The organism is Oricola nitratireducens, assembly GCF_014904745.1.
In the GTDB taxonomy this organism is placed as follows: domain Bacteria; phylum Pseudomonadota; class Alphaproteobacteria; order Rhizobiales; family Rhizobiaceae; genus Oricola; species Oricola nitratireducens.
On record NZ_JACZCS010000017.1, the window covers coordinates 1 to 24,037 of the forward strand.

The 24,037-nt window shown below is 64.6% G+C and carries 21 protein-coding genes; 14 read left to right on the forward strand and 7 right to left on the reverse strand.

What is annotated here, in order from left to right:
- Together IG169_RS10300 and IG169_RS10305 are read right to left on the reverse strand one after the other, a co-directional pair.
- The coding region (locus IG169_RS10300; RefSeq protein ID WP_193176128.1) for an ABC transporter permease at positions 1-1,017 on the reverse strand (1,017 nt) is incomplete at its 3' end.
- 3 nt (positions 1,018-1,020) lie between these two features.
- Positions 1,021-1,743: an ABC transporter ATP-binding protein gene (locus tag IG169_RS10305; RefSeq protein WP_193176129.1), complete on the reverse strand. Its 723-nt coding sequence runs from the start codon at positions 1,741-1,743 to the stop codon at positions 1,021-1,023.
- A 398-nt stretch (positions 1,744-2,141) separates the two neighbouring features.
- Here IG169_RS10305 and IG169_RS10310 point away from each other — a divergent pair, with 398 nt between their 5' ends.
- Together IG169_RS10310 and IG169_RS10315 are read left to right on the forward strand one after the other, a co-directional pair.
- Entirely contained in the window at positions 2,142-2,483 is a 342-nt protein-coding gene (locus IG169_RS10310) for a hypothetical protein (RefSeq protein ID WP_193176130.1), read from the forward strand.
- Positions 2,480-4,090 carry a methyl-accepting chemotaxis protein gene (locus tag IG169_RS10315; RefSeq protein ID WP_193176131.1) on the forward strand — a complete coding sequence of 537 codons (1,611 nt, stop codon included), beginning with the start codon at positions 2,480-2,482 and terminating at the stop codon, positions 4,088-4,090. Before IG169_RS10310 ends, IG169_RS10315 begins: the two co-directional genes overlap by 4 nt.
- An 85-nt stretch (positions 4,091-4,175) precedes the next feature.
- On the opposite strand, the gene IG169_RS10320 is transcribed toward IG169_RS10315, so the two are convergent.
- The 4 genes from IG169_RS10320 to IG169_RS10335 all read right to left on the reverse strand — a co-directional run bounded on the left by IG169_RS10320 (position 4,176) and on the right by IG169_RS10335 (position 11,338).
- Positions 4,176-5,924 (reverse strand): putative bifunctional diguanylate cyclase/phosphodiesterase, encoded by a 1,749-nt coding sequence (locus tag IG169_RS10320; protein ID WP_193176132.1) that lies wholly within the window; start codon positions 5,922-5,924, stop codon positions 4,176-4,178.
- A 280-nt stretch (positions 5,925-6,204) separates the two neighbouring features.
- The gene (locus IG169_RS10325) at positions 6,205-9,330 is read right to left on the reverse strand and encodes an efflux RND transporter permease subunit (RefSeq protein WP_193176146.1); all 3,126 of its coding nucleotides are present in this window, start codon (positions 9,328-9,330) and stop codon (positions 6,205-6,207) included.
- A 59-nt stretch (positions 9,331-9,389) separates the two neighbouring features.
- Positions 9,390-10,607 (reverse strand): efflux RND transporter periplasmic adaptor subunit, encoded by a 1,218-nt coding sequence (locus IG169_RS10330; RefSeq protein ID WP_193176133.1) that lies wholly within the window; start codon positions 10,605-10,607, stop codon positions 9,390-9,392.
- A gap of 158 nt (positions 10,608-10,765) precedes the next feature.
- Positions 10,766-11,338, reverse strand: a complete 573-nt coding sequence (locus IG169_RS10335) for a LuxR C-terminal-related transcriptional regulator (protein ID WP_193176134.1) — start codon at positions 11,336-11,338, stop codon at positions 10,766-10,768.
- 268 nt (positions 11,339-11,606) lie between these two features.
- Between IG169_RS10335 and IG169_RS10340 the strand changes: the two genes are divergently transcribed.
- The 7 genes from IG169_RS10340 (at position 11,607) to IG169_RS10370 (ending at position 17,932) form a co-directional block, all read left to right on the forward strand.
- Positions 11,607-12,809: a substrate-binding domain-containing protein gene (locus tag IG169_RS10340; protein WP_193176135.1), complete on the forward strand. Its 1,203-nt coding sequence runs from the start codon at positions 11,607-11,609 to the stop codon at positions 12,807-12,809.
- 66 nt (positions 12,810-12,875) lie between these two features.
- Positions 12,876-13,649: an ABC transporter ATP-binding protein gene (locus IG169_RS10345; protein ID WP_193176136.1), complete on the forward strand. Its 774-nt coding sequence runs from the start codon at positions 12,876-12,878 to the stop codon at positions 13,647-13,649.
- A complete protein-coding gene (locus tag IG169_RS10350) occupies positions 13,646-14,368 on the forward strand; it encodes an ABC transporter ATP-binding protein (protein ID WP_193176137.1) in 723 nt (240 codons plus the stop codon). Before IG169_RS10345 ends, IG169_RS10350 begins: the two co-directional genes overlap by 4 nt.
- 8 nt (positions 14,369-14,376) lie before the next feature.
- Positions 14,377-15,381, forward strand: coding sequence for a branched-chain amino acid ABC transporter permease (locus tag IG169_RS10355; protein ID WP_210325957.1), 1,005 nt, complete (start codon positions 14,377-14,379; stop codon positions 15,379-15,381).
- A gap of 12 nt (positions 15,382-15,393) precedes the next feature.
- Positions 15,394-16,494 carry a branched-chain amino acid ABC transporter permease gene (locus IG169_RS10360; RefSeq protein ID WP_210325958.1) on the forward strand — a complete coding sequence of 367 codons (1,101 nt, stop codon included), beginning with the start codon at positions 15,394-15,396 and terminating at the stop codon, positions 16,492-16,494.
- Positions 16,494-17,330 carry an alpha/beta fold hydrolase gene (locus IG169_RS10365; protein WP_193176138.1) on the forward strand — a complete coding sequence of 279 codons (837 nt, stop codon included), beginning with the start codon at positions 16,494-16,496 and terminating at the stop codon, positions 17,328-17,330. The genes IG169_RS10360 and IG169_RS10365 overlap by 1 nt, the downstream gene beginning before the upstream one ends.
- A 173-nt stretch (positions 17,331-17,503) precedes the next feature.
- Positions 17,504-17,932 carry a GFA family protein gene (locus IG169_RS10370; RefSeq protein WP_193176139.1) on the forward strand — a complete coding sequence of 143 codons (429 nt, stop codon included), beginning with the start codon at positions 17,504-17,506 and terminating at the stop codon, positions 17,930-17,932.
- Between the two features lie 217 nt (positions 17,933-18,149).
- Here IG169_RS10370 and IG169_RS10375 read toward each other — a convergent pair whose 3' ends face one another.
- Complete coding sequence (locus tag IG169_RS10375; protein ID WP_193176140.1) at positions 18,150-19,463, reverse strand: glutamine synthetase family protein; 1,314 nt, start codon at positions 19,461-19,463, stop codon at positions 18,150-18,152.
- A gap of 183 nt (positions 19,464-19,646) precedes the next feature.
- Between IG169_RS10375 and IG169_RS10380 the strand changes: the two genes are divergently transcribed.
- From IG169_RS10380 to IG169_RS10400, 5 genes are all read left to right on the forward strand, one after another.
- Entirely contained in the window at positions 19,647-20,423 is a 777-nt protein-coding gene (locus tag IG169_RS10380) for an N-formylglutamate amidohydrolase (RefSeq protein WP_193176141.1), read from the forward strand.
- 1 nt (position 20,424) lies between these two features.
- Positions 20,425-21,063 carry a cysteine hydrolase family protein gene (locus tag IG169_RS10385; RefSeq protein WP_193176142.1) on the forward strand — a complete coding sequence of 213 codons (639 nt, stop codon included), beginning with the start codon at positions 20,425-20,427 and terminating at the stop codon, positions 21,061-21,063.
- Between the two features lie 68 nt (positions 21,064-21,131).
- Positions 21,132-22,076, forward strand: a complete 945-nt coding sequence (locus IG169_RS10390; protein WP_193176143.1) for a LysR family transcriptional regulator — start codon at positions 21,132-21,134, stop codon at positions 22,074-22,076.
- A gap of 124 nt (positions 22,077-22,200) precedes the next feature.
- Positions 22,201-23,187: an ABC transporter permease gene (locus IG169_RS10395; protein WP_193176144.1), complete on the forward strand. Its 987-nt coding sequence runs from the start codon at positions 22,201-22,203 to the stop codon at positions 23,185-23,187.
- A gap of 51 nt (positions 23,188-23,238) precedes the next feature.
- A partial coding sequence (locus tag IG169_RS10400) for a sugar ABC transporter substrate-binding protein (protein WP_193176145.1) occupies positions 23,239-24,037 on the forward strand: 799 nt, incomplete at its 3' end.

Consider the following 24,037-nt stretch of genomic DNA (forward strand, 5'->3'; position numbering starts at 1 on the left):
GCCGCGCGAGAGCCAGGTGCCGAGCCCCCAGCCGACGAAGACGCCGACGATCGCAATCAGCACGGCGAGCATGACATAGTGCAGGCTGACATCGAAATTGGAATATCCGAGCGCCTTCAGCAGACCGATCTGGCTGCGGTCGAGCGCCACGATGCGTCCGATCACCATGTTCACGAGGAAGGCGGCGATGCCGAAAAAGACCGGTGGCAGGATGCGGGCCATCGCTTCCAGCCCGACCAGTTCGGAATCGATATAGGCGTGCGACAGCTGGTCCGACCGGTCATAGGCGCCGGTGCCGCCATAGGGCGCCAGGATTTCGTCGAGACGGTCGATGACCTCCGAGGTGTTGGCGTCGCGGGTCAGCTTCAGGCTGACGTCGTCGAACGCACCGACCATGTCGAACGCGGCGGCCGCGGCATGCTGCGACATCCACAAGATGCCGAAATTCTGGTTGTCCGGCATCAGCGAGCCCGGACCGATCGTGTAAATATATTCCGGCGAAAGCGCCGTGCCGACAATGGTCAGCGTCCGCTTGCGCCCGTTCAGGTTTGCCTGGATCGTGTCGCCCAGCTGATAGTGGTTGGCCAGCGCGAAGGGCTCGTTGACGGTGATCTCGTCGGACGAGTTGGGATCGGGAAACCGGCCCGAGCGCAGCAGCGGCACGTTCAGGCTGGGATTGTTGTTCGGCGGCAGCGAGATGATCCGGCCGATCGCGGCCTTGGTCCGGTTCGGCAGGTCGAGGATCGCATCGTGGACGGTGCGCAGCTCGACCGCCCAGACGCCCTCGATATTTGCGATTTCCGGTTCAAGATTGCGCGGCGCGCGGGTAGCGGACGCGAACACGTCGGCGAAGCGGTTACGCTCGTAATAGGCCTGGCGGGTGTTTTGCAGCGCGCCGTACATGCCAAAGGAAATGAGCAGCACCGCCACGCCGCAGCCGAGCACGAGCGCGATCGAAAGGCCCTGCGCCCAAAGACGGACGAAATCCCGCAACAGCTTCTTGTTAAGCGCGCGCATCGCTCACCACTCGATCTCGTGCGGCGCGATACGCGTCTCGTTGACCGTAACGTCGCTGATCTTGCCGTCCAGGAATCGGATGACGCGGTGGGCCATCTTGCGGATGGCCGCATTGTGCGTGATCACCGCCGTCGTCGTGCCGAACTGCTCGTTGATCGTGTTGAGGGCTTCCAGCACGGTTGTGCCGGTCTTGATATCGAGGGCGCCGGTCGGCTCGTCGCAAAGCAGGATTTCCGGCCGCTTGGCGATGGCGCGCGCGATCGCCACGCGCTGCTGTTCGCCGCCCGACATCTCGGCCGGGAAATGATTCATGCGATGACCTAGCCCGACCAGGTCGAGCGCTTCCTCCGGGCGCATCGGATCGCGCGCGATGTCGGTGACGAGCGCCACGTTCTCGCGCGCGCTGAGGCTCGGCACAAGATTGTAGAATTGGAATACGAAGCCGACATAATCGCGCCGGAACCGTGTCAGCTCGCGATCGCTCATCCTGGACAGTTCGTGGTCGCGAAACCACACGTCGCCGGCGGTCGGCCGATCGAGCCCGCCGAGAATGTTGAGCAGGGTCGACTTGCCGCTGCCCGACGGTCCGAGCAGGACCGCCAGCTCGCCGGAATAGAGTTCTAGATCGATGCCCGCCAGCGCGTGGACCTTTACCTCGCCGGTGTCGTAAATTTTCGTCACGCCACGGGTGTGAAAGACGATCTCTTTTTCGGGTTGTGCATCCATCTCAATCCGTGCGTTTCAATCCGTGCGTTCCGGCCGATCATGCCCCTCGGCTCAGCCTTCGCGTTGATCCCGCTCAATGCGAGTCGAAACAATGACTTCGCTTCTTAGCCTAAATTGACGATTCACCGAAGGGTGGCCCGGTACAGGCCTATCGCCCTCCCCCCCCGAGGCCACACCGAAAAACGGATTCGTTTCAAGGTTTTATGCGGCGCGATTACATACTACGTTTCTGATATATTTGCATTCCTCTGCAATCCGCAGGCCGGGATTCCACAACTGCGCTTAACCTGCGCTTAAGCCTCAATAAACTACAAGTAACCAGGCGATGATGCCTGCGCAGTCGACATGAAGTCCATTTTACTCCGGCCTTGCGGGCCGGTCACGGAACACCGGACTCCATGTCGCACAAGATTTCGCTTCCCACTCAACGCAGATCCCGGCTCCAGCAGCGCATTCTCGCGCTGAACATCGCCGCCGCACTCATCGTCGTGGTGGCGATCGCAGCCGTGCCGACGGGAAGCCGCGTCGTCGTCGTGGCCCCGCCGTGGAGCACGCCCGAGCGTGTGATTTCGATCATCGCCGAGGCCGGAGGTACGCTCGTCAACGGCGGACGCGGCCAGTGGCTGGCCGTCGCGGAGGGTCAATCGCCCGATTTCGTCAGCCGCCTTTTTTCCGCAGGAGCCTTGTTCGTCTTCGACGGCAAGCTGTCTGCCGCATGTTTCGGAGGAACACCAACATGAACGGACTTTCGGTTCTTCGCCAACGGGCCTCGGTGCTCGTCATTTCATTGTTATGGCTGAACGTCGCGCTGATCGCGGCGCGCGCGGTCTGGGGCACCGACGCGAACGTCATGGTCCTGGTCGGCGGCGCGGTGCTGCTTGCCGCCGCGGCGACGGCGTCGTGGATGGTCGACAGGACCGGCCCGGCGACACGTACCGCGACCGGCGCCGCCCAAGCCGCCCTCGTCGCGCTGCTTGTCTACGGCTTCACCGACTCGCCGCTGCAGATCGACATACACATGTATTTCTTCGCCGCGCTCGCCGTCACCGCCGCATGGATCGACTGGCGTCCGATCGCCGCGTTCACCGGCGTGACCGCCGTGCACCATCTTGTCCTCTTCGTGGTCCTTCCGGCCGCCGTCTTTCCGGGCCAGTCGGACCTTAGCCGGGTCGCGCTGCACGCGATCGTCCTGGTGGTCGAAGCCGGCGTCCTGTTCCAGATGACGCAACGCATGGCGACTGCCTTCGCCGAAGCGAACCGCGCCCTCGAAGATTCACAGCAGTCGCGCGACGCCGCCGACCGCAGCAACCGCGCCGCGGAAGAAGCCCGCACGGGCGCCGAATCCGAACGCGTCGAACGCGAACGCGCCAAGGCGGCGGAAGCCGAGAAGGTCAAGACGGTCGTCGACACGCTTGCCGCCAGCCTGAAGACAATGGCCACCGGCGACCTGAGTACGCGCATCGCCGACCCGTTCCCGGGCGATCTCGACCGGCTGCGCATCGACTTCAACGCATCGCTGGAGATGCTCGCCGGCACGCTCGGCGAGGTGAGCGGCAATGTCGGGATGATCCGCGCCAATGCCGGTGAACTCGATGCCTCGGCCGACGACCTGTCGCGGCGCACGGAACAGCAGGCGGCCTCGCTGGAAGAGACTTCCGCGGCGCTGGAAGAAATGGCCTCCACGGTGACGGAGACGTCGAAGAAGGCCAAGGTCGTTGCGGGCAAATCGGACGAGGCACGCGATACGACCAACCGTTCCGGCGCGGTCGTCCAGGACGCGGTCTCGGCGATGGGCCGGATCGAGAGCGTTTCACGCGAGATCGAGCAGATCATCGGCGTGATCGACGAGATCGCCTTCCAGACCAACCTGCTGGCGCTCAACGCCGGCGTCGAAGCGGCCCGGGCCGGAGAAGCGGGCAGCGGCTTTGCCGTCGTCGCCCAGGAAGTGCGGGAACTGGCGCAGCGGTCCGCGGGAGCGGCAAAAGAGATCAAGGCCCTGATCCACAAGTCCACCGCCGAAGTCAGCTCCGGCGTCGATCTTGTGAAGGCCGCCGGGACAGCGCTGGAAAGGATCTCCGAATATGTCGCCGAGATCAATGTCAGCATCCAGGGTATCGCCACGGCGTCGCAGCAGGAGGCCACCGGGCTGCACCAGATCAGCCAGGCCGTCGCACAGATGGACGAGGTCACGCAACGCAACGCCGCCATGGCCGAGGAAACCAATGCGGTCGTGCATCAGCTGACCACGCAGGCCACAAGCCTTGCCGAACTGGTCGGTCGGTTCCGCCTGTCGGGCGCGATTTCGCGCGCTGCCGGCAGCCCGAGGGCGATGTCCGAGGCCGCGTAAACGGCCTCACCCGGCCTCCGACCAGACAAACAAAAGGGCCTTCCGCATCGCGGAAGGCCCTTTTGTTTATGCCGTATCCGGAAGCCTAGCCGAACATCGGGAATCGCCGCTTGACGATATCCTCCAGCGCGGCGATGCGCATCGGCCGGAACTCGGTGACCCTGCCGTCGGATTTTTCGGCGCCGCCAAGGGCCAGCATCTTTACGAATTCCTCGCTCCTGGCGGCCTTGCCCCAGTAGTAGCCCTGACCGTAATCGTAGCCGAAATGCTGGATCATCATGGCGTCTTCGGCCGTCTCCACGCCTTCCGCGACGGTCGTCAAGCCGAGATCGCGCGCCAGTTTCGGCATCATCCGCAGAACTGGCCAGTTGCCCTTGCCACTGCCGATATCGCGCACGAAACTGCGGTCGATCTTGATCGTGTTGATCGGGAAACGGGTGAGGCTGTTGAGGGAGGCGTAACCGGTCCCGAAATCGTCGAGCGCGACATTGACGCCCTCGTCGCGGACCGCGCTCAACACCCGGATGAATTCGTCCGAGGATTCGATGATCGTGTTCTCGGTCAGTTCGAGTTCCAGCAATTGCGGATCGAGGCCGGCAGTGTCGAGCGCCTCGCGCACGTCGTCGAAGAACTTGCGGGTCTTGACCTGCCACGGGAACAGATTGACCGCGATGCGGATCGGCCGGTCGGACTGCGCCTGCCACGAGGCCGCCTGACGGCACGCCTCGAACAGCGCCCAGCGGCCGACCGAGACTGACAGTTCGCTGTCGGTCAGGACATCGATGAACTGGCCCGGAGGCAGAATGCCGCGCGTCGGATGCATCCAGCGCAGCAGCGCTTCGGCGCCGCAGATTGCGCCACTGCGGATGTCGACCTGGGGCTGGAAATGCAGCTCGAACCGGTTTTCCTCGCCGGCGGCCCGCAACTCCGACAGTAGCGAAAAGCGCTGCTCGACCTTGGCGCGCAGGCGTGGCGTGAAGACCGAATAGGTGCCGCGTACGGCCTTGGCGTCGTAGAGCGCGAGATCGGCGTTGCTGACGAGTTCTTCCGCGCTCGCACCATCCGTCGGTGCATGCACGATGCCCGCGCTGCACCCGATGCCGATGCGGTGGCCCTCGATCTCGTAAGGCCGGCGGACGAGCCGGATCGCGTCGTCGACGAACTCGCCCGCCCGCGAATGATCGATGCAATCCGGGATGATCATCGCGAACTCGTCGCCGCCGATACGGTAGAGACGCATGTCGCCATGCATGATTTCGCGCAGACGATTGCAGAATTCGGCAAGCAATTCGTCGCCGCATTTGTGGCCGAGCGAGTCGTTGATGTCCTTGAAATGGTCAAGGTCGAAAATGGCGACGCAGGTGCCGGGCGAGTCCTGCTCCCGAACGGCGAGGACCCATGTCAGCTGTTCGTAAAAAGCGCGGCGGTTCAGCGTGCCGGTCACCATGTCGCGATAAGCGGTTTCGCGGATTTCGTTGGACAGCCGGACGTGATCGGAAATGTTACGGACGATGCAGATCACCGCGCCGTTGCCCTTCATCGGACGCAGAGAGAGATCAACTGGGAATTCGCTGCCGTCTTTCCTGAGGCCGTGGATCTGCTGGATATTGCCCATCGGGCGGTCCACCGGATCGGCCTGGTAGCGCTGGCGGATCTTCGCATGGCCCTTGTAACGGCGCGGTACGAGGAGTTCGACCTTTTCACCGATCAGATCCGCGGAATCGTAACCGAAGAGACCGGCGACCGCGGTATTGGCGGCGCGGATCACCCCGTCACGGTCGATGAAGAGCACGCCGTCCGGAATATCGTCGATGGAGATCATTTCTTCGGCCATGGCGCCTGCGAATAACGACAGTTTCAAATGGAATCCGCCCCAGTAAGTGCCGTTCGGGAACTTATGCCCGCTTCCTGCGGCGGTAGCATTTCCGGAAGCGGCATTTCGCGTTCGATCATCGAAAACTCAATAAAATCTGACGCCTAGGTATTGATGCGACGTTAATTCCGACGCCATGAAACCGAAAATACAGTTACATATCGGGACGTATCGTAAGCAAAAGCTTTCGAATTCCACGATCTTGGTAAATTCGCGGCAATCCTACATATCGAGCAACCGGTCAGCGCGCTGTCCCGGCCCGCTCGCCATGCAGCATTTCGCGCAATTCGCCCTTTAGCCGCGCCTCGCCTTCGGCGCTCGGCGCCGACAGGCGCGCCAGGAGGAGATAGGCCACCGGCGTCAGGAACAGCGTTGCCAAGGTCGCCAGTCCAAGCCCGCCGACGATGACCCAGCCGAGCGCGGCGCGCGCCTCGGCGCCGGCCCCGAACGACAGGATCAACGGTACCGCGCCCAGCACCGTGGAGATCATCGTCATCATCACGGGGCGCAGGCGAATATTGGACGCCTCCTCGACCGCCTCCCGCACGGACCGGCCGCGGTTGCGCAGCTGGTTGGCGAATTCGACGATCAGGATGCCGTTCTTCGCCATCACGCCGACCAGCAGGACGAGGCCGATCTGGCTGTAGACGTTCAGGCTGGTGCCGGTGATGATCATGGCGAAGACCGCACAGGCAAGGCCCAGCGGCACCGTCGCCATGATGATGAACGCCGAGACAAAACTTTCGAATTGGGCTGCCAGCACAAGCAGCACAACCACAATGGCGATGCCGAAGGTGAACAGCATGTCATGCGACGACTGGTCGAGCGTGGCGGCCTCGGCAAGCGGGATCACGCGCGCGCCGGGCGGCAGAAGCGGTTCGGCCATCCTGACAATCTCGGCATAGGCGTCGCCGAGGGCTAGCCCGCCGGCGAGGCCGGTGGTGATCGACACCGAGCGCAATTGCTGTTCGCGGCTGAGACTCGGCGCGACGGCCTTTTCCGACAGGTCGGCGATCACCGACATCGGCACGATGCGGCCGTCGCCGGTCTTCAGGTAGATGCCTTCGAGATCGGTGGGATCGTTGATCGGCGTCGTCGTCGAGATCAGCTTGACCGGGTAGGCGCGATCGCGAATGAAGACCTGCGCGACCTCGCGCCCGTCGAGCAGCGCCTGCATGGCCTCGGCGAGCCCGTCGATGTCGATGCCGAGATCGGAGGCGCGCTCGCGGTTGATGCGCACGGAAAGCTGCGGCTGCGTCGTCTCGTAGGACAGGCGCACCTGATCGAAGCGCGGATCGTCCTCCAGTTTCGTCACGAGTTTCTGCGCGGCGTCGCCGAGCTCGGCGTAGCTGTTGCCGACAAGGGCGAATTGCAGGCCGTTGCCGGCGCCGCGGATGCCGAGGCTGTTGGGCTGGATGGCGAAGGCGCGCACGCCCGGCACCTGGGCGACCCGCCGGTTGATATCGGCGACGATTTCAGCCTGGCTGCGGCTGCGCTGCTCCCATGGCGCCAGCGTCAGTACCATGAAGCCGGAATTGGCACTGGAGCGGATGCCGGCGATTGCGAAAATGTTCTGCACCTCGCCATTGTCGCGCATCGGCAGGACGAGGCGTTCTAGCTGGCGCATCTTCTCGCGCGTGTATTCGAGGCTGACGCCCTGCGGCGCGGAAATGCGCAACAACGCGACCGCGCGGTCTTCGGGCGGCGTCAGTTCCTGCGGGATCGTGCGCACCAGCGCGAAGGCGGCGCCGGTGACGATGACCGCGATCACGATGACGACGAGCGGCGCATCGAGCGCCTTGTGCAGAAGGAAATGGTAGAACCGCACCGTCAGGCCGCCGAACCGGCGCAGCCCGCCTGCCACCGAATGGCTGTCGTCCTTCCTGCGCCTGATCAGCCGCGACGCCAGCATCGGGCTCAGCGTCAGCGCGACGACGCTGGACAGCAGCACCGCGAAGGCGAGCACGAAGCCGAATTCGCGGAACAGCCCGCCGGCCTCGCCGGGCAGGAAGGAAATCGGGATGAACACCGCGGCAAGCGTCGCCGTCGTGGCGATGACGGCAAAGAAGACCTCGCGCGTGCCGACGACGGCTGCGGCGCGCGGGCCGAGCCCCTCGTTGCGCTTGCGCACGATGTTTTCGAGCACGACGATGGCGTCGTCGACGACCATGCCGGTGGCGAGCACCAGCGCCAGAAGCGTCAGGATGTTGACCGAAAACCCGGCCAGATAGATCGCCGCGAACGTGCCGAGCAGCGCGATCGGCAGCGTCACGGCCGGGATGAGCGTCGCGCGCCAGTCGAGCAGGAAGAGGAAGATGATCGCGACCACGATGGCGACCGACAAAAGGAGCGTCCGGCGCACCTCGTGGATGGCGCCGCGAATGAAGGTCGCGTCGTCGCTGGTGACGCGGATTTCGACGCCTTCGGGTAGGATCTTCTGCACCTGCGCGACGGTCGCGCGCACGCCGTCGGAGATTTCCAGCGTGTTCGACTTCGCCTGGCGGATAATGCCCATGCCGATGCCGGTCTTGCCGTTGGCGCGCAGTGCCGTGTCGCCCGGATCGGCGCCGAGCGTGACGGTGGCGACATCCTTGAACTGGACGCGGCTGTTGATGAACAGGTTCTCGAAATCCTCCGGCGTGGTCACGTCCGCCGTGGCGCGCACGACGATGTCCTGCGTGTTGGCGGTCAGCGAGCCGGCCGGGACATCGTAGGCGACGCTCGCCAGCGCGTTGCGCAGATTGGCGACGGTCAGGCCGAGGGCCGCCAACCGCGACTGGTCGACGTCGATGCGGAAGACCTTGTCGCGGTCACCATAGATCGACACGTCGGCGACGCCCGGCACCGCGGCAAGCCTGTCGACCACCTCGTCCTCGACGAGGATCGTCATGTCCTGGACGGACAGGGTGTCGGAGGTAACGGCGAGCCGCATGACCGGATCGGAATCGGCGTCCGCCTTGACGATGCGCGGCTCGTCGGCGCCGTCGGGCATGTCGTTGGATACGCGGCCAAGCGAGTCGCGGATATCCGCGGCGGCCGTCGAAAGGTCGGTGCTGTCGGAAAATTCGATCGTGACGCGGCTGCGGCCGAAGGACGACGTCGACGAAATGTTGGCGACACCGGACACGCGCGCAACGGCGCCCTCGATCACCGAGGTCAGTTCGCGGTCGATGGTCTCGGGGGATGCGCCGCTGAATTGCGTGGTGATGGTGATCACCGGACGGTCGACGTCGGGCAATTCGCGGATTTCGGCACCGTAGATGCCAGCGAGGCCAGCGACGATGATCAGAAGATTGATGACCAGCGCAAGGACCGGCCGGCGGACGAAAAGCGCCGTGCTGCCGCCGGCGACCGCGTCCGGCGACATGTTCGCGTTATCGCTGGTGTCCGTTTCCTGCCCGGGGCCCGTTCCCGCCGCCTTTTCGTTCATGAACCGGCTCCGCCGCGCCCGGTCCCGCCGGATCCGGCGGGCTGATCTCCATCTGCCGCGGCGGGTTTCGCGCCATCCGCGGGTGCGGGCGGCTCGCCGGCGATGCGCACGGCGCCACCATTGCGCACGCTCTGCACGCCCTCGGTGACGACCGTGTCGCCCTCGGCGATATCGGCCTTGACCAGAACCCTGTCGGCGTTGCGCTGGATGATCGCGACATCGAGGCGCTCGGCCTTGCCGTCGATGATGCGCCACACATAGGGGCCTTTCGAATCCCACTGGATCGCCAGCGGATCGACGGTGGGCCAGGTCTCGCCCTTGAACCGCATCGTCACCTCGAACGACATGCCGGCGCGCAGCAGATCGCGGTCATTGGCGATGCGCGCCTGGACGCGCAGGGTCCGGCTGGCCTCGTCGACGCGGTTGTCGACGGCGGTGATCTCGCCCTCGAACTGCTCGCCCGGCCGGGCAATCGCGGTCGCCGAGATCATTGTCCCGGCCGCCATGCGGGCCGCGAAGCGTTCCGGAACGTAGAACTCGACCAGGATCTGCGAGCGGTCATCGATGGTGGCGATGTCCGTCTGGGTCGTCACGTAATCGCCGGCGTTGACCGCGAGAATGCCGAGCGATCCGGCGATCGGCGCGGTGACGGTGCGGCGCGCAAGGGCGAGTTCGGCTTCACGCAAGGCGACGCGCGCGGTACTCAGGTCGCTGCGGGCCTGATCCGCCTCGACGGAACTGACGGCGCGCTGGGCGAGCAAGCTGCCCAGGCGCTCGGACTTGCGCTCGGCATCGTCGAGGGCGAGGCGCGCGCGCTCGACGGCGAGTTCCTCCTCGGCGGAATCGAGCTTGATGATGACATCGCCGGCAGCGACGCGCGCGCCCGACACGACCGGGATTTCGGCGATTTGGCCGGCGACCAGCGGGCGGATGGAGACGGTGCGCACCGCATGGCCGGTTCCGATCGCCGTCAGCCGGTCATTGACGGTGCCGATGCCGGTGGGCGCCGTCACGACCAGCGCCTCGCGCGAAAATCCGCTGCGGCGCGGCTGGCCCGCCGCCTGCTGCGCGCCGCCTTCGGGTGCGGGCGCGGAAAACCAGTCGATGCCGTAGCGGGCGAGCACGGTGCCGGCGCCGGGATAGAATTTTGCCCAGCCGAGGAATACGGCGGCAACGAGCACCACCGATATCAGCACCTGTTTCCATGCTTTCATGTTTGCGTCATCTCCGGCGCGTCACATGGCCGCCCCGGTTCGGCCACAAGTCTCAACCCGGGAGATTTCACGGCAATATAGCGGAGCCGCGAAAACTGACACGTTAAAAATGCTTCATCTCGAAGATGTTATCCGGCGCGCGAAACCCGGCTGCCTGCTTATGAAAAACCCGGCATGCCGCCGAGCTTGCCGAGCAGTTCCGCGACATTCGCCGCCTTGTATTTCTTCAGCAACCTGGCGCGGTAGGCCTCGACGGTGCGCGGCGAGATCTCGATGATCCGGGCGATCTCCTTCGAGGTCCGGCCCTCGCCCAGATACATGACGAGTTGGCGCTCGCGCGTCGTCAGTTCCTGCACCGGGCGCTCGTAGGACAGGTCGGCAAAGCTCCACACCGCCTTCATCAGCGGATCGCCTTCCTCGGTCAGGGTGACGCCGCGCACGCGGCACCAGAACATCGAGCCGTCGGCGCGCGCCATGATGCGCTCGTCGGAATAGCGGTTGCTCTCGCGCAGCGGCTTGACACCGATGTCGCGGATTTTCACGAATTCCTCGTAGGACGGGTAGAGAATCGCGAAAGACTGGTCGAGCAGATGATCGACCGTGAATCCAAACATGCGCGCAAACGCCGGATTGCAGGTCCGGATGATCCTGTTTTCCGTCATCACGATGCCGATCGGCGCATGTTCCCAGGCAAGAAGGTTCAGTTCTTCGTATTTATTCGCGCCGTTCATGCGTGTTTCTACGATATTGCCAGCCCTGTTCATCCCGGCAGATACTACCATCCGGCCCGCATGTGCAAAGAGGAATGTGCGTCCGGGCACGGCTTTGCGTCTCCGGACGACGGGCCGGCTGGCCGGGCAGGCCAATGAGGAGGATTTCGAACATGAGCCGCGATCACTCGCAGAGCACGTTGACGTCAGACGGCCCGTTCGCCCGTGCCGCTCCCGGCCGTGCGCACAAAGGCTTTTTCAGGTTCGCATCAATGATGGAGGAAACACTATGAAACGGATTCTAGCGACGTTGTCGGTCGCGGGACTTGTCGCGGCAGCCGCGATCATTCCCGCTTCCGCGCAGGACGACCCGGTCAAGATCGCGCTCGTTCACGGGACCTCGGGCTCGCCTCTCGAAGTCTATTCGAAGCAAACCTCGACCGGTTTCGCGCTCGGCCTCGAATACGCCACCAAGGGCACGATGGAGATCAAGGGTCACAAGATCGAGGTGATCGAGAAGGACACCCAGTTCAAGCCCGACATCGCCCGCGCCGTGCTCGCCGAAGCCTATGGCGACGACGACGCGCTGATCGCGGTCGGCGGAACCTCGTCGGGCGTCACGACGGCGATGCTGCCGGTGGCGGCCGAATACGAAAAGATCCTGCTGGTCGAGCCGGCGGTCGCCGACTCGCTGACCGGGCCGGATTCCAACCGCTACGTCTTCAAGACCTCGCGCAATTCGTCGATGGACATGCAGGCCCAGGCTTTGGCGCTGAAGCCGGACGCGAACTTGCACATCGCGACGCTGGCGCAGGACTACGCCTTCGGCCGTGACGGCATCGCCGCCTTCAAGAAGGCGCTCGAAGGCACCGGCGCGACGATCGAGGACGAGGAATACGTCCCGCAGAAGACGACCGACTTCACCGCCACGATCGAACGGATGTTCAACGCGCTCAAGGACAAGGACGGCCGCAAGGTCATCATGTTCTATGTCGCCGGCATCGACGCCATGACGCCGCTGTCCGCAGCCGATCCCGGCCGCTACGGCATCGAATTGTCGACGGGCGGCAACATCCTTCCGGCCATGGCGTCCTACAAGAAGGTGCCGGGCATGGAAGGCGCGATCTACTACTACTACGAGCTGCCGAAGAACCCGATCAACGACTGGCTCGTCGCCGAGCACCAGAAGCGCTTCGGCTCGCCGCCGGACTTCTTCACCGCCGGCGGCATGGCGGCGGCGCTCGCCATCGCCAACGCGCTGGAAACCGCCGATAACTGGGACACGGAAACGCTGATCTCGACCATGCAAGGGATGAGCTGGGAAACGCCCAAGGGCACGATGACCTTCCGGCCCGAGGACCACCAGGCGCTGCAGTCGATGTACCACTTCAAGATCCGCGTCGACGATAATGTCGACTGGGCGATCCCGGACCTCGTGCGCGAGATCAAGCCGGACGAAATGGACATTCCGATCGGCCGCAACAACCAGTAAACGCCCCTCCAGGCCAATAGCAGGCGCGGCCCGACCGCCGCGCCCGCCCCTTCCGGTTCCGCCCGCATGAACGCTCCCTCGATAGAAACGCGCAACCTGACGATCCGCTTCGGCGGCCACGTCGCGGTCAACGGCGTGAGCTGCGCCTTCCACCCGGGCGAGCTGACCGTCATCGTCGGCCCGAACGGCGCCGGCAAAACGACCTATTTCAGCCTGATGTCCGGCCAGCTGACGCCGAGCGAAGGGACGATCCTGAAGGGTGGAACGGAGATCACGCGGCTGTCCCCTTCGGCGCGCGCCAAGACGGGGATCGGCCGCGCCTTTCAGCTGACCAACCTGTTTCCAAAACTCTCGGTGCTCGAAAACGTTCGGCTTGCCGTGCAGGCGCGCCATGGCATCGGCCCGCGCCTGTTCCGGCCGGCCTCGGCCTTCACCGAGATCGCCGACAAGGCTTATGAGCATCTGAAAGCGACGCGGCTCGACGACGTCGCGCATCTGCCGGCCGCCGCCCTGCCGCATGGCGACCAGCGCAAGCTGGAAGTGGCGCTGCTGCTGGCGATGGAGCCGGACGTGTTCATGTTCGACGAACCGACCGCCGGGATGAGCGTCGACGAGGCTCCGGTGATCCTCGAACTGATCGACGAGATCCGCAAGGACGCGTCGAAGACGGTGCTGCTCGTCGAGCACAAGATGGATGTGGTGCGTGCGCTCGCCAACCGCATCATCGTCCTGCATAACGGCGAACTGGTCGCCGACGGCCCGCCCGACGAGGTGATCGCGATGCCGATCGTGCGCGAGATCTATCTCGGCATCCCGGCCGACGAGGGAGCGGCGGCATGAGCGATTACGTCCTGCGCCTCGACGACGTCCACACCGACATCGGCGACTACCAGGTGCTGCACGGGATTTCCTTCAACGTGCCCCAGGGCGGCGTGCATGTGCTTCTCGGCCGCAACGGCGCCGGCAAGACGACGACGCTGCGCACGATCATGGGGCTGTGGCGGGCGCGCTCCGGCGCGGTGGTCTTCAAGCATCACGACATCACGGCGATGCACACCTCCGACATCGCCCGGCTGGGCATCGCCTATGTACCCGAGAACATGGGCATCTTCGGCGGCCTGACGGTGCAGGAAAACATGCGGCTCGCGACCGCGACCGGCGGTTTCGACGATGGCCGGCTCGGCCACATCTTCGAGCTGTTTCCGGCGATGGAAAAATTCTGGGACAAGCCGGCCTGGTCGCTGTCGGGCGGCCAGAAGCAGATGCTGGCGATCTCGCGTGCCATCATCGAGAAGCGCGAGCTGATCCTGATCGACGAGCCGACCAAGGGGCTGGCGCCGTCGATCATCCGGGCGATGATCGCGGCGTTCGAGGAGATTTCGCGCGACACCACGATCCTGCTGGTCGAGCAGAACTTCCTGTTCGCCTCTTCGCTCGGCCGCAATGTCTGCGTCATCGACGACGGGCGCATCGCCCATTCCGGCCGCATGGAGGAGCTGGTCGCGGACAAGGACCTGCAGACCCGCCTGCTCTCCCTGTCGCTGGACGCGCATCAATAGGAGACCGCATGAGCAAGCCCGCACACATCGCAGCGATGTTCGACCGGATCGGCGGCGTCAACGCCCTGCCCGTCGTGCTGATGATCATCGCGCTGCCGCTGATCGGCTCGTTTTCCTCCTGGGTGACGCTGACGGTCGCCGGGCTCGCCATGGGCATGATGATCTTCCTGATGGCCTCGGGCCTGAGCCTCGTCTTCGGGCTGATGGACGTCCTGAATTTCGGCCATTCGGCCTTCATCTCGTTCGGAGCCTTCATCGCGGCTTCGGTGCTCGCATGGCTGGCGGCCTGGGTCGGCGCGGATTCGCTGACGCTGAATTTCCTGGCGCTGTTCGCGGCGCTCGGCGCGGCGACGCTGTTCGGGCTGGCGGCCGGCTGGTTCTTCGAGCGGGTGATCATCAAGCCGGTCTATTCCGACCATCTGCGCCAGATCCTGATCACCATCGGCGCGCTGATCGTCTCCGAACAGATCATCCTCGCCGTCTGGGGCGGCAGTCCGATCCCGGTGCCGCGGCCGGCGCTGCTGGAAGGCTCCTTCGTCATCGGCGACGTGGCAATCGAGGTCTATCGCGTCTTCGCCTTCTTCCTCGGGCTGGCCGTCTTCATCGCGCTGACGCTGGTGCTCAACCGCACACGGATCGGCCTATTGATCCGCGCCGGCGTCGAGGACCGCGAGATGGTCGAGGCGCTCGGCTTCAGGATCGACCGGCTGTTCATCGCCGTCTTCATGACCGGCTCGGCGCTGGCCGCGATGGGCGGGGCGATGTGGGCCGGCTATCAGGGCCTGATCTCCGGCGCGCTCGGCGGCGAGATGATGATCCTCGTCTTCATCGTCGTCATCATCGGCGGGCTCGGCTCGATCGAGGGATCGCTGCTCGGCGCGCTGCTGGTCGGGCTGCTCGGTAATTATGTCGCCTTCATCTTCCCGAAGCTGGCGCTCGCCTCGAACATGATCCTGATGATGGCGATCCTGCTGTGGCGGCCCTGGGGGCTGCGGCCGGCGGTCGGCAAATAGGGTGGACATCAGATGACCGATACCGCACTCGCCTCCGCCCCGTCCGCCGACCCGGCCAGAAAAGGCCGCATGATCGTCTACGTGGTCGCGCTTCTCATCGGTCTGGCGCTCGCATTCGCGCCATTCCTGTTCCAGGACGTGCGCTCGAACCAGGTGGCGGCGCGAATCTGCGTCTTCATCGTGCTGGCGGCGAGCTACGACCTGCTGATCGGCTACACCGGCATCGTCTCGTTCGCGCACACAATGTTCTTCGGGCTCGGCGCCTACGGGGCGGCGATCGCGCTGAAAAGCATGGGGCCGGGCTGGGACGCGGTCCTGGCGGGCGGCGTTGCCGGCGTCGTGCTGGCGGCGATCCTGGCGGTGCTGATCGGCGTGCTGTCGCTCAGGGTCAAGGCGATCTTCTTCGCGATGGTGACGCTCGCCGCAGCCTCGGTGATGATGGTACTGGCGTCGCAATTCTCGGACTTCACCGGCGGCGAGGACGGCATCGTCTATTCCGCGCCGGCGTTGTTCAAGCCGGCGATGAAACTGATGACCGACGACGCCGGCAAGGTCGTCAAGCTGTTCGGCGTCTCGATGAACGGCAAGATCGCGGCCTATTACTTCGTCTTCCTCACCTGCCTCGTCCTGTTCCTTGCGCTGATGCGCATCGTGCGCTCGCCGCTCGGCACCGTGCTGGAGGCTATCCGCGAAAACGAGATGCGCGCCGAGGCCATCGGCTACCGGGTCGTCGCCTACCGGACCTCGGTCTTCGTCATTGCCGCGGTGATCGCGGCGCTGGCCGGCACGGTCTGGGCCGTATGGCTGAAATATACCGGGCCGGACACGACGTTCTCGTTCGCGATCATGATCGACATCCTGCTGATGGTCGTCATCGGCGGCATGGGCACCATGGTCGGCGCGGTGATCGGCGTCGTGCTGATGAGCCTGGCGCAATTCTACCTGAAGGACCTGATGGAGGCGGCGGCGCAAGCGACTGCAAACATTCCGCTGCTGCCGGACCTGCTCGACCCGGACCGCTGGCTGTTGTGGCTCGGATTGCTGTTCATCCTGCTGGTCTATTTCTTCCCGGCCGGCATCGCGGGAACTCTGATGAAGAAAGGCGGTCACTGATGGTTGAGCGACGTTCGGTCTATGTCTCCCGCGGACGGCACGAACTGCATGTCAGTGCCTGGGGCGACCCGGCAAAACCGGCGCTCGTCATGTGGCACGGGCTGGCGCGCACCGGCCGCGACTTCGACGAGGCGGCAGCCGCCCTGTCGGATGACTATTTCGTGATCTGCCCGGACACGCTCGGGCGTGGGCTTTCGTCGTGGGCGGCAGACATCGCGACCGACTATTCCTATGCCGCCTATGGGCAACATGCCGAGGCGATCCTCGGTCATTTCGGCATCGGCAACATGCGATGGATCGGCACGTCGATGGGCGGGCTGATCGGCGTGACGCTGGCTGCCGGGCCGCTGAAGGGCAGGATCAGCCACCTTGTCGTCAACGATATCGGGCCGTGGATTCCGGAGGCGGCGACGGGCCGGATCGCGGACTATGTCGGCAATCCGCCCTCATTCCACACCGTCAGCGAACTGGAGCACTGGCTGCGCACCAATTACGCGCCGTTCGGCGAGAATACCGACACGTTCTGGCGGCGTATGGCGGACAGTTCGATGCGCCGCTCGGACGATGGCCGCGTCACCGTGCATTACGATCCGAACATCGTCACCCAGTTCACCCTGCACAAATCCGATCTCGACTGCTGGCCGCAATGGGACGCGCTGGAGGCAAAGACGCTGCTGCTGCGCGGGGTGAATTCCGACGTGCTGCCGGCCGACGTCGCCGCCGAGATGCGCGAAAGAGGCCCCAAACCGCGCCTGGTCGAGTTCGATGATGTCGGGCACGCGCCAACGCTGGCGACGGATCGCGAGATTTCTGTGCTGCGGGATTTTCTCGCGTAAACTCACGTCAATTGCCCCATCGGATTGTCACGGCGTTTGGGCCCGAAGCGAGACCGGTCGCGTCTATCGGTTTCCGAAAAAACCCGATATTACCTGACGTAATGTGCTAGATTTCGCCTTTGCAGTCAGGGCTGACGCAATGTCAGCCCCATGCGGGAGGGAAAGTTCAAAAAATGTCGAAGATCCAAAAAGGTACGTGTTTTTGCGGCGCCGTTGAAATCGAAGCATCAGGCGAACCCGAAGCGATGGGATACTGCCATTGTGAATCCTGCCGTTCGTGGTCTGCCGGGCCGGTCAACGCCTTCACGCTTTTCAAGAACGAGAACGTCAAGGTCACCAAGGGACAGGAGCATGTCGGGCACTTCAAGAAGACCGAGCGCAGTGATCGTCAATATTGCACCGAATGCGGCGGACACCTGATGACCTATCATCCCCATTGGGGGCTGATGGATGTCTACGCGGCCACGATTCCCGGCCAGACATTCACGCCGGGTGTGCATGTCAACTACGCCGAGACCGTATTGCCCATGAAAGACGGCTTGCCGAAAATGAAGGACTTCCCATCCGAGTTGGGCGGGAGTGGCGAAAGCGTTCCGGAGTAATCATCCGAAGTTCGAATGCGCCTTTGCGGCCCGGCGGTTGCCCGGCGGATCGTCAAGCCCCGGATTTTAATGCGGGACGCTGGACCGGAAGACGACCGGTCTTTTCGCCCGTATCGTTCAGGCGCCCCACTGTCCTGATGTCGCGGGCGGCCGCTCCGTCCGCGGTACAGTTTTTGGCCATGGCCAATTTGACAGGTTCTGATCCCTGTCCGCTCCGTCAATAAGCCGATTCATAGGCGGCGCAGCGTTCCTCCTGGTTCATCCCGTCGAGGAATGCCAGTTCGCCGCGCTTGTGGGCGGCATAGACGGCGGGAAAATCGCCCGGAAACCAGCCCTTCACCGTCTCGTTGGCCTCGAAGCGCCGAAGCGCCTCGTCGAGCGATTGCGGCAGGCGCACAAGGCCGCGTTTTTCCAGCTCTCCGGCAGGCAGACTCGACAGGTCCTCCTCGGTCGTGGCGGGCGCCGTCAGCCCCTCCTCGATCCCCTGCGCGCCGGCATGAACGAGCGCCGCCAATGCAAGATAGGGCGACGCCGCGGCGTCACCTGCGCGAAACTCGAAATTGTACTGGCGCGCGATGCTCTGCGGATCGGCGGCGGTGACCGGGCAGATGCGCAGCGCCGCCTCGCGGTCGCGGAAGCCGAGATTGTTGTAGGCGGCGCTCCAGCGATGCGGCGTCAGGCGCAGATAGGAGATGTCGGACGGCGCGGTCAGCGCGATGATCGAGTCGAGATATTTCAGCACGCCCGCGACGAAGGACCCGGTAACGCCGGACATTCCCGACGGACCGTCCGGATCATGGGTCGCCGGATTGCCGTCCGCGTCGAGGAAGCTCATGTGGATATGCACGCCATTGCCGACGCCGGCGGGATCGCGGATCGGGGTGAAGGTCACCTCCTCGCCGAGGCGCATGGCGGTCATCCTGACGAGTTCGCGCAGGATCACCGCGTCATCGGCGGCACGCACGCCGCGGCCGGGACCGTTGGTGATCTCGTACTGGCTGACGCCATATTCCTTCATGAAGGTGTCCGGCTTCAGCCCGCCCTCCTCCAGGGCTGCCGTCAGCGCCTCGGCGAAGCGGCGGCGCGCGGTGAAACCGGTCAGCGCATAGGCCTCGCCAAGCGGCCGCGCGGCGTCCTTGAACTGGAACTCGTGCTCGAAGGCGGCAACGAGGCTGACGCCGCCGGCTTTCTCCAACCGGTCCAGCGCGGCCTTGAGGATCGACCGCGTGCAGCACTCCCATGGCTTGCCGTCGAGATCGGTGATGTCGCCGAGCATGAAGCGCTCGACCGGGCCGTCATCGCGGAAATCCACCTCGGCAATGGCATCCGGATCGGGGATCAGCAGCAGGTCGCCGAGCGCGCCATAGGGGCTTTCGGCGATGGCGTCGAAACAGGTGATCATCACGTTGGTCGGCGTCCAGCCAACACCCCGGCGCAGCCGCTTTTCCAGTTCGGTGACGGGAAACGCCTTGCCGCGAGTCTTTCCGGCGATATCCGACGTCGCGGCAAATATCAGCGGGTTGTTGATCATGCGCCGTTTCTCCAGCCTGTGTCGCGCTTGTATCGATGCCGGACCGGGCCCGGCGCTGTTTTCGGTGGGAAGACAACCACTTGTCCGGGGACATGACAAGCCGCAGTTGCGCCAGGTGCTGGCGCTTTGCCGGGTTCGCGGTTAGCTTGCGGACTTCCAGGCTCGGGGAATCATCGAGGGAACATGGCAACGCTTTCGCAAACAATTCTGAACGGCCTGCTGACGCCGGACGATCCGGATCCGGTCGAGATCGTCAATCCGGACAGCGCGCATCCGACGCTGCTGGTCTGCGAACATGCCGGACAGGCGATCCCGTCGGCTCTCGGCGATCTCGGCCTGCCGGACGGCGAGATCGAGCGGCATATCGGCTGGGACATCGGTGCGGAGGGCGTTGCGCGGCGCATGGCGGAAAACCTCGGCTGCACCCTGGTGATCCAGCGCTACAGCCGGCTGGTCATCGACTGCAACCGCCCGCCCGACGCGCATGATTCCATGCCGGAAGTCAGCGACGGGACGACGATCCACGCCAATCTCGGCCTCGACGAGACCGCGCGCGCAGCGCGCGTCAACGAAATCTTCCACCCGTTCCAGCAGGCGGTTGCCGAGCATATCGAGCGGGTGCCGCGCACGGCGGCGATTTCGATCCATTCCTTCACGCCGGTCATGCGCGGTGTCGCACGGCCATGGGACATCGGCTTCCTCTTCCGCAAGGACGAAGAGACCTCGACGCGCCTCGCCGACCACGTGCAGGCAGTGCGTCCGGAGCTGACGATCGGCATGAACCAGCCCTACCAGGTTACCGGCTTCTCGGACTGGTTCGTGCCGCAGCACGGCGAGGCGCGCGGCCTGCCGCACAGCCTGATCGAAATCCGCAACGACCATATCGAAACCGCCGAGGGACAGGCGCACTGGGCGCAATTGCTGGCCCACGTCCTCGACCGCTGGCTTCAGGAGAGATGAGATGACATTGACCCGGGAGGTGCCGCTGGCGCCAAACCAGTCGGCACTGCTGTTCGTCGACGTGCAGAATTTCAGCGCGCACAGGAAGGGCGCCGAGTTCAAGAATCTGGCTGCGGCCGAGTTCGAGGAGAAATACGGCTGGTATTTCGGTGAGCTCGAAAGCCGCGTCGTGCCGAACATGCAGCGGCTGCAGGCGGCCTGCCGCGAGGCCGGCGTCGAGGTGATGTACACCACCATCGAGAGCCTGACGCTGGACGGCCGCGACCGCAGCCTCGACTACAAGATCACCGGCTTCAACGTGCCGAAAGGATCCTGGGACGGCAAGGTGATCGACGAACTGGCGCCGGGCGAGGACGAGATCGTGTTGCCCAAATCGTCCTCGTCGGTCTTCGTCTCCACCCATATCGACTACATCCTGCGCAATCTCGGCGTGAAGCAACTGGTCATCTCGGGGCTGATCACCGACCAGTGCGTCGAGGGCGCGATCCGCGACGCCTGCGATCTCGGCTATCTGGTGACCGAGGTGACCGACGCCTGCCTCACCTACACGCAGGCCCGGCACGACAATTCGCTGTCGGCGATCAAGGGCTATTGCCGGCAGGTGACGACGGACGCGCTGATCGCGGAACTGGCCGGCTGATTTCCGGGCGGCATTGACAGTGCGGCCGCATCGCCAATAGCGTTTGCGGCGCAACCGAGGACATGCCGATGGACATCCGCACCTATGCCGGCTTCGTGACGGCCGCCGAACTCTCCAACATCACGTCGGCGGCGCAGCGGTTGAACATCACCCAGTCGGCGCTGTCGCGGCAGATCCGCAGCCTCGAGGATTCGCTGGGGCTCAGGCTGTTCGAGAAATCCGGACGCAACATACGGCTGACGGCGGCGGGCGAAGCGCTGCTGACGCGCATCAACGGGGTGCTGGCGGCCGATCGCGACCTGCGCACCTTTGCCGGCGATCTCGCCCGCGAGCAGAGCGGCCTTCTGAAGATCGGCGCCTGCTCGCAGCTGATCGAACGCTATCTGCCGACCTTTCTGCGCGACTGGCGCGCAGCCAATGCGGGGATCGACGTGCGGCTGGAAGACGGCGGCGGGCCGGAATTGGCCGAGAAGCTGCAGAACGGATCGATACACCTGACGATCAGTTCGATGCCGTCGGCGCCGATCGAGCCCTTCGAGACGGTGCGGCTCGGCGAACTCGCCTTCATCGCCGTCGCCACGCCGGACCTGCTGCCCGACACGGGCGGGCCGATCGAAATATCCGACCTGCTGGAAAGCCCGATCCTGACCCTGAACCGGCGCCATGCCTCGCGCGAAGTGTTCGATGCGGCCTGCCGTCTTTCCGGCGCGGTGCCCCGGATCGTCCTGGAGGGGACCTCGCCGCATACGCTGTTCGCGCTGGCCGAAGGCGGCAACGGCGTCGCGGTCGTGCCCTCGTCGGCCCGGATCTCGAACCGGTCGCTGGTCAGCCGGCCGATCACGCTGCGCGGCGAACTCGTTCTCTTCGATATTTGCGCCATGTGGGACAGCCGAACGCCCCTGCCCGCCTATGGCCGCCGCTTCGTGGAAGCGCTGCGCAGTCACATCATGGCGGAGGAAGGCAAGGCCGCCGCTTCTTCGGGCACCGCCCGCGGTCATTTGCATATTGTTTGAACACATTCCCGTTCGGCATGGATTTTAGGCCGAATCTTTCATTGGACGCCGCGTTTGCCCGCTGGCTAAGCTCTGTCGAGCGGGTCCCTTCCGGACACGCGGCCAATCGAAAGACGAGGTGTGCATGGGCGGTAACGCTTGGACTTTCCTGCGGAATTTGAACCAGGAACGCATTGTCCTCGTCGTCACTGTGCTGATCTTCGGCGCCGCCGTGATCGCGCTCCCGGGCTTCCTGACCGCCGGAAACCTGATCGCAATCGTCCGCTCCATCGCCGTTCTCGGCATCCTCGCGCTCGGAATGTCGGTCGTCATCATCGGCCGCGGCATCGACCTGTCGATGGTCGCGATCATGGCGATGTCGGTCGCCTGGTACCTGCGGCTCCTCGGCGACGGCATGCCCGACACCCAGGCTTTCGCGCTGGTGCTCGGCGGCGTGCTGGCGATCGGCCTGATCAACGGTTTCCTTGTCGCCTATGCCGACGTTCCGGCGATCTTCGTGACGCTGGCGAGCGGGTCCTTCGTCTTCGGCTATGTCCGTTCGCAGCTGATTCCGTCCGATGCCGTGCCGGTGCCCGAGGGGCACTGGGTCGCGCTTCTGGGCGGGGTCCGGTTCATCGGCGTGCCGGTCGAAGTCTATCTCTTCCTCGCGCTGGCCGCGGTGGTGTTCCTTTTTCTGCGCTTCACCAAGTGGGGCCGCTATGTCTACTACGCCGGCGACAATCCGGTCGCGGCGCGCAATATCGGCATACCGGTGCGGCCGATGCTGGTGCTGCGCTACATGCTTTCGGCGCTGACCGCCTTCATCGCCGGCCTGCTGACGGCGGCGAGCCTGCACTCGATCAACACGCGCGTGGTCAACTCCACGCTGCTCTACGACATCGTGCTGGTCGCGGTGATCGGCGGCATCGGCCTGTCGGGCGGCAAGGGCGGCGTGCGCAACGTGCTGGTCGGCGCGGCGCTGATCGGGATCATGCTGAACGCGATGACGATCATCGACATCCCGCTGCTCTACCAGAACCTCATCAAATCGACGATCCTGCTGGCTGCGATCATCGTCGACGGTCTGCTCAATCCGCGCGACGAACAGACCGCCCAGCAGGGGGATATCTGAGCTTCGCGCCAAGAAACAGAAATCCAGATCAACAGGGGAAAGGACACCACCATGAAACTGATCAAGACCCTCCTTGCCGCCGCGGCCCTTGCGGCCGCCGCCTTCGCCGCCCTGCCGGCATCCGCGCAGGAAGACCCGGCCCCGGCCGCATACAAGGAAGCACTGGCGGGCAAACGCGTGCTGCTCGTGCCGATGGCGATGGGCTTCGACCTCGCCCAGGGCTGGGCCGCGATCCTCAAGCATGAAGTCGAGGCCTTCGGCGGCGTCTTCGAGACGCGCGACCCGAACTGGAGCGTCGAGGCCGGCGCGCAGGCGATCACCGAAGCGATCGCGTCGGATCCGAAGCCGGACGTGCTCGTGGTCATGTCGCCCGACCTCAACTCCTATTCGAAGCTGATGAAGCGGGCGCAGAAGGAAGGCATCTACGTCCTGCTGATCGACAACCCGGCGAACTTCAAGGCCGACGCCTATCTGGGCTCCGACTGGACCGAACTCGGCCGGCTCGAGGCCAGGGCCGTCATCGACGGCTGCGGCGCGGATTCGTCCAAGAAGATCGGCCTCGTGCAGGGCGACCAGGTCAACGCCACCAGTCTGTTCCAGTATGCCGGCATCATGGATGTCCTGAAGGATCATCCCGATTTCGAGGTCGTCGCCAAGCCGGATTCCAACTGGGATGCGACCACCTCGCGCAACGTAACCACCACCATGCTGCAACAGAACCCGGACATCTGCGGCATCATCGACTTCTGGGACGGTGACGCCACGGGTGCCGCCGCCGCCATCCGTGACGCGGGCAAGCAGGACCAGGTGTTCCTCGTCACGACCGGCGGCGGCGAGAAGTCGGCCGACT